Source organism: Streptomyces phytophilus, from assembly GCF_013870535.1.
GTDB lineage: Bacteria > Actinomycetota > Actinomycetes > Streptomycetales > Streptomycetaceae > Streptomyces > Streptomyces phytophilus.
In genome coordinates, this window is the sequence record NZ_JACBXC010000273.1 from 1 (window position 1) to 6,060 (window position 6,060).

At 75.4% G+C, this 6,060-nt stretch carries 5 protein-coding genes; 2 read left to right on the forward strand and 3 right to left on the reverse strand.

Annotation, left to right across the window (positions count from 1 at the left end):
• Window positions 1-269: 269 nt before the first annotated feature.
• Window positions 270-1,514, forward strand: coding sequence for a threonine aldolase family protein (locus H5J30_RS14555; protein WP_181787861.1), 1,245 nt, complete (start codon window positions 270-272; stop codon window positions 1,512-1,514).
• A 147-nt stretch (window positions 1,515-1,661) separates the two neighbouring features.
• Entirely contained in the window at window positions 1,662-2,750 is a 1,089-nt protein-coding gene (locus tag H5J30_RS14560) for a DUF5937 family protein (protein ID WP_181787862.1), read from the forward strand.
• A gap of 18 nt (window positions 2,751-2,768) precedes the next feature.
• Here H5J30_RS14560 and H5J30_RS14565 read toward each other — a convergent pair whose 3' ends face one another.
• The 3 genes from H5J30_RS14565 to H5J30_RS14575 all read right to left on the reverse strand — a co-directional run bounded on the left by H5J30_RS14565 (window position 2,769) and on the right by H5J30_RS14575 (window position 5,235).
• Window positions 2,769-3,443, reverse strand: a complete 675-nt coding sequence (locus H5J30_RS14565) for a response regulator (protein WP_181787863.1) — start codon at window positions 3,441-3,443, stop codon at window positions 2,769-2,771.
• 93 nt (window positions 3,444-3,536) lie between these two features.
• Window positions 3,537-4,766 carry a sensor histidine kinase gene (locus H5J30_RS14570; protein ID WP_181787864.1) on the reverse strand — a complete coding sequence of 410 codons (1,230 nt, stop codon included), beginning with the start codon at window positions 4,764-4,766 and terminating at the stop codon, window positions 3,537-3,539.
• 67 nt (window positions 4,767-4,833) lie between these two features.
• Window positions 4,834-5,235 carry a hypothetical protein gene (locus tag H5J30_RS14575; RefSeq protein WP_181787865.1) on the reverse strand — a complete coding sequence of 134 codons (402 nt, stop codon included), beginning with the start codon at window positions 5,233-5,235 and terminating at the stop codon, window positions 4,834-4,836.
• Window positions 5,236-6,060: the final 825 nt, after the last annotated feature.

Sequence of the window (6,060 nt, forward strand, 5' to 3'; positions counted from 1 at the left end):
GGCGAGCCGGGCGGGCTTCTCCTGCGGCTCGGGGGTGGGGCTGGGGTTCACGTCGCCTTCCGTTCCAGTCCGCTTCGGGTACCGGACGTACGGGTTCATGGTACTTGCGGCGTCGGGCGGGTGCCGGTGTGTGCCTGAGCACTCCGCACCGGCGCGAGTGCGCCGTGCGCGCGTACGCGCGCGTGCCGCCTGCTCCGGTGGGGCGACGGGCCGCCGCGGGGGCGTAAACCCGGTGTGCCGGAGGTGCGGCGCAGGCATGATCTGGGCCCATGACGGACGCGGACGACCTGATGACCCGTAGGCGCGCGACGTGGGCGGCGGCCGAGCACACCCTCTCGGCCTCCCTCCCCACCATCTCCGCACGCCTGGCCCGCCTCGCCACCGCCCGCCCCGGCGGCGTCGACCTCGACCAGCAGGTCGACGTCTACGCGGGCGGGATCGTCGGCGAGCTGGAGGAGCGCACCGCAGGACTGCTCGGCTGCGACGACGCGGCGTTCTTCCCCACCGGCACCATGGCGCAGCAGGTCGCCCTGCGCTGCTGGGCGGAGCGCACCGGCAGCCGCGCCGTCGCCTCGCACCCGCTCGCCCACCTGGAGGTGCACGAGCGCGCGGCGTACTCGGTGGTCACCGGGCTGCGTGCCGTCCACCCCACGCGCGAGCCGCGGATCGCGACGGCGGCGGAGGTGGCGGCGCTGGGCGAGCCCTTCGGGACGCTGATGCTGGAGCTGCCGATGCGCGAGCCGGGGTTCGTGCTGCCGGAGTGGGAGGAGTTGGAAGAGGTCGTCGCGGCGGCCCGGGAGCGGGAGGCGGTCGTCCACTTCGACGGCGCCCGGCTGTGGGAGTGCACGACGCACTTCGGGCGCGGGCTGGCGGAGATCGCGGGGCTCGCGGACAGCGTGTACGTCTCGTTCTACAAGTCGCTGGGCGGGCTGTCCGGCGCGGCGCTGGCCGGTCCCGCGGGGTTCGTGGAGGAGGCGAGGGCGTGGCGGCACCGGTACGGCGGCCAGCTGTTCCAGCAGTGGCCGGCGGCGCTGGCCGCGCTGGAGGGGCTGCAGCTGGAGCTGCCGCGGCTGCCGTCGTACGTGGTGCACGCGCGGGTCGTCGCGGGGGCGCTGCGGGAGGGGCTCGCGGCGGCGGGGGTGCCGTTCTTCCGGGTGCATCCGGAGGTGCCGCACACGCACCAGTTCCAGGTCTGGCTGCCGTACGGGGCGGAGGCGCTGATGGAGGCGGGGACGGCGCTGGCGGAGGAGACGGGGGTGTGCCTGTTCCGGATGTGGACGGAGCCAGGCGATCCGCCGGGGCTGTCGGTGACGGAGGTCACGGTGACGGAGCCGGGGCTGGCGTGGTCCGCGGAGGACGTGGCGCGGGAGGCGGGGGCGCTGGTGGAGCGGGTACGGCGGGTGGCGGCGGCGAGGGCGGAGCCGGCCGGGTCGGGGGACGCGGGTACCACCGGCTCGGGGGGCGCGGGCCCTGCCGGTTCCGGGCCTGGTGATTCCGGGGCGGCGGACTCGTGAGCGGCGGACCGGGGGCGCTGACGCCGCGGTGTCCAACCGCGCACAGGTGAATTCCAGCCCGGCGTTTCGGGCTGTGTCCAACCGCGTAGGCGGGGAAACGGGTCCGCCGGCCCTGGCGCTGTCAGTTCCGTGCCCGACCATGGCTTCATGAGCGTCACCCTCGACATCACCGGCCTGGCCGTCGAGCGCATCGGCTTCACGCCCTCCCCGCTCGCCGAGTTGGGCGCCGCGCTGCACGCGCTCGCCGCGCCCGCGCACCACCCCGGGGCCACCGGCTGGACGACCGCGACGGCGGCCGCGCTCGACCCCGCGCTCGCGGACCGGCTGAGCGAGGCGGAGTTCCTGTGGAGCGCCGGGCGGGCCGACATCCTGCTGCCCGCCGCGCCGGGAGCGACCCTCGCCGAGGAGCTGGACGCACTCGACCGGATCCCGGACGACGCGTTCGTCACCGCCGCCTTCGAGATCGTCTGCAACCCGGCGTACCAGCACGGCAGCCCCTCCCCGCTCACCGACGCGGTCACCCGCCGCATCGCCGTCGAGCGCGCGGCCGCCCGCGGGCCGCGGCAGGCGGCGTTCGTGGAGCGGATGCTCGCCGACCCCGACGGACTGCGGGTGTGGCTGCGGCGGCTGTTCGAGGACTGCGCGCAGGCGTTCTTCGACGAGACGTGGGAGCGGGTCCGCCACCCGCTCGCCGCGGACGCCCGGCACAAGACGGACCTGCTGCGGCGCAAGGGCCTGGCCGCGACGCTGCCGGACGTGTCGAGCTCGCTGCGGCTGGACGAGGGCGCGGGCGGCGCGGTCCGCATCGTCGCGGACAAGCTGACCAGCGGCGAGGCGGTCGCGCGCGAGAGCGTGACGTTCATACCGACCGCGTTCGGCTGGCCGCACGTGCTGGTGGTGTACGCGCCCGGCTGGCAGCCGGTGATCCAGTACCCCATACCGTCGCCGGACCTGCCCCGGACGCCCGCGCTGGAGACGCTGCAACTGCGGCTGGAGGCGCTGGCGCACCCGGTGCGGCTCCGGCTGTGCCGCACGATCTCGCGGACGCCGACGACGACGGGCGAGCTGGCCGCCGTGCACCAGCTGACGGCGCCGGAGGTCTCGCGCCACCTGGCCGTGCTGAAGAAGGCCGGGCTCGTCGTCACGCGGCGCCGCGGGCGGTACGTGCAGTACGAACTGTCGCTGCCGGCGGTCGCCCGCCTGGGCGGGTCCCTGCTGGAGGGCCTGCTGCGCTGAGGCGGGCACCGGCCGGCGTCAGCCTCCGGCGCGTACCAGACCCGTCTCGTACGCCAGGACCACCGCCTGCACCCTGTCCCGCAGCTCCAACTTCGTGAGGATCCGCCCCACATGTGTCTTCACCGTCGCCTCGGACAGCACCAGCTGCGCCGCGATCTCCCCGTTCGACAGCCCCTGCGCGATCAGCAGCAGCACCTCGCGCTCGCGGTCCGTCAGCCGCTTCAGCTCCGGGTGCGCCCGTTCGCCCGCCGGGGCGGGCATCACGGCCGTGAACCGGTCGATGAGCCGCCGCGTCGTGCTCGGCGCGACGACCGCGTCGCCGCTGTGCACGGCCCGGATGGCGCTCAGCAGGTCGGCGGGCGGCACGTCCTTGAGCATGAAGCCCGACGCGCCGGCCTGGAGGGCCGAGAAGGCGTACTCGTCGAGGTCGAAGGTGGTCAGGATCAGCACCTTCGGCGGCGCCTCCGCCGGCTTCCCGGCGCAGATGCGCCGCGTCGCCTCGACGCCGTCGAGGCGCGGCATGCGCACGTCCATGAGCACGACGTCCACCTTCGTGACGTCGAGGAGCTGCACCGCCTCGTCGCCGTCCCCCGCCTCCGCGACGACGTCCATGTCGGGCTGGGCGGCCAGCACCATCCGAAAGCCGGTGCGCAGCAGCGCCTGGTCGTCCACGAGCATGACCCGGATCGTCACGTGAGTCCCTTCTCTCTCATCAGGGCCGCGTGGGCCGCCCTTCGTTCCCGCTTGTTTCCGCGTCCGACGGTAAGCCGCCCGCCGGGACGGCCGTCAGGCGGCCGTCTTCAGCGGCAGTACGGCACGCACGCGGAAGCCGCCGCCGGGCCGCGGCCCCGCGTCCAGCTCGCCGCCGGTCATCCCCACGCGCTCGCGCATGCCGATGAGCCCGTGCCCCTGGCCGTCGGCGCCGCCCTCCTCGTACAGCTCGGGCAGCGAGCCCCGGCCGTCGTCCTCGACCAGCACCTGCAGCTCCCCGTCCGCGTAGGTCAGCCGCACCGAGGCGCCCGCCTCGGGGCCGCCGTGCTTGCGGGTGTTGGTCAGCGCCTCCTGCACGATGCGGTACGCCGCGAGTTCGATGCTGCTCGGCAGCTCCCGCGGCGAGCCGGCCACCTCGAAGGAGACCGTGAGCCCCGCGCCGCGTACCTGCTCGATCAGCTCGGCCAGTTGCTCCACGCCGGGCTGCGGCACGTACTCGCTGCCCGCGCCCGGGTCGCCGGTGCGCAGCACGCCGAGCAGCCGGCGCATCTCGGCCAGCGCCTGCCGGCCGGTGCCGGAGATGGTGGTGAGCGCGTCCTTGGCCTGCTGCGGGGCGCTGTCCAGCACGTACGCGGCGCCGTCGGCCTGCACGACCATGACGGAGACGTTGTGCGCCACCACGTCGTGCAGCTCGCGGGCTATCCGCGCGCGCTCGGCCGCGACCGCGATCCGCGACTGGGTCTCCCGCTCCCTCTCCAGCCGGGCGGCCCGTTCCTCAAGCTGCGCGTAGTAGGCGCGGCGGGTGCGCAGCGAGTCGCCGAGCACCCAGGCGAGCAGGAAGGGGACCGTCAGGAAGGCGAGGCCGACGGTCTGCTCGACGACGGTCTCGCCGGAGGCCGGCCACCGCACCTGGTTGACCACGGGCGCGACCGCGGCGCCGACGAGCGCCAGCCGCGACGCCCAGGGCACGTCGCCCGCGGCGACGGTGAAGATGACGACGAGCATGGCGAAGTTCGCCGGGCCCGGGGTCGAGTCCAGCACGACCTGTACGACGCCGAGCGCGCCGGCGAAGAGCAGCATGCGCTCGGGAAAGCGCCGGCGAAAGGCGACCACGACGGCGTAGCCGATGCCGATGGCCAGCGCGATCGTCTTCTCGCCGTCGGAGTAGGGGGCGTGCGGGGTGTCCTCGGGGCTGGTCGTGTCCACGGCGATCAGCCAGGCACCGGTCATCAGGACGAGGCAGACAGCCCAGAAGCTGTCCACCAGCGTCGGATGACGGCGGAGGAAATCGTAGACACGTTGCACGTCACCCAGCGTAGGCACGCGCGCGTAAGCGGGAGTCAGTCCGCGGGGCGATCCCTGGCCGATGCATCTACTCCACGGGCGGGGTGTCGGCGGGGTCGTCCCCGGCGGCCCCGGGCACGGCATCGGCGGGCTCGTCCTCGACGGAGCCGTCCTCGCCGTCACCGGACGGGACCTCGGGCACGGCGTCACCGGGCTCGTCCTCGACGGCGGGCGCAGCGGGCTCCGCGTCGTCGGACTTGGTCACCCAGGCGGCGACGGCGGCACGCAGCCGGTCCTCGCCGTCGACCTTGGCGGCGTCGGCCTCGGCGACGAGGCGGAAGCTGGCGGTGGCGGAGTCCTTGGCACCGGAGGCGGAGCCGGAGGGGCGACCGGACGACCCGGTGACCGGGGAGTCCCCGGCGGACTCGGACGCGTCGGAGGCATCGCCTCCGGACTCCGCGGCACGGCCGGGGGCGCGATCGCCCTCCACACGCGCCTCAGCCGCCTCAGAGCCCCCGGACCCATCCGAGCCCTCGGGGGCCCGGCGAGAGACGCTCAGAGCCCCCTCAGAGCCCTCCTGAGCCCGAGCCCCCGGCACGGAGGGGCCTGCGGCCGGCGCGGAGCCGCCTGCGCCCGGCGCGTCGGTCCGACCGGAGCCCGCCGAACCCGGAGCGTCCGGAGCCTCCGGAGTGTCCGGAGCAACGGCGGGAACCCGGAACGTCGTGGTGGCGTCGTCCTTCGCCCCAGCGCGGGACGACGCCGCAGCCGCGTCCGCGGCCCCCGGCCCGGCCTCGGACCGGCCACGGGAATCCCCGCCGGTACGGGACGGCGCAGGCACCTTCGGGGCCTCCGCCCCGCCCTCGGACGAAGCCGCAGCGTCCACCGACCCATCGGCCTTCGACCCGGAGGAACCCCCCTCGGCACGGTCTGCGCCCGTCGCACCGGCAGGAGACCCGGGCACGCCGGCAGTCGCACCGCCCGCGGCAGGCGCATCCGCCGCCTTCGGCCCGGAGGAGGGCCGAGCACCGGAAGCCCCGGCACCTGCCGATCCCCCGGCCTGCGACCGAGAGGAACCCGACCCGCCACCGTCGGCGCCCGTCGCACCGGTGGCGGACTCACGCACGCCGGCAGCCTTCGGCCCGGAGGAACCCGGCGCGGCGCCATCGGCGCCCGGTTCACGCTCCCCAGTCGGTGCACCGCCTCCGGCGGGCTCGTCCGTGGCCTTCGGCCGGGACGTGCGCTGGGCGCTGGGAGTCCCAGCGTCCGCCGAACCCCCGGCCTTCCGCCCGGAGGAACCCGGCACGGCACCACCGGT

Coding starts and splice junctions, on each gene's coding strand:
- H5J30_RS14560 (WP_181787862.1), top strand. CDS start 1,662: ATGAGCGTCACCCTCGACATCACCGGCCTGGCCGTCGAGCGCATCGGC.
- H5J30_RS14555 (WP_181787861.1), top strand. CDS start 270: ATGACGGACGCGGACGACCTGATGACCCGTAGGCGCGCGACGTGGGCG.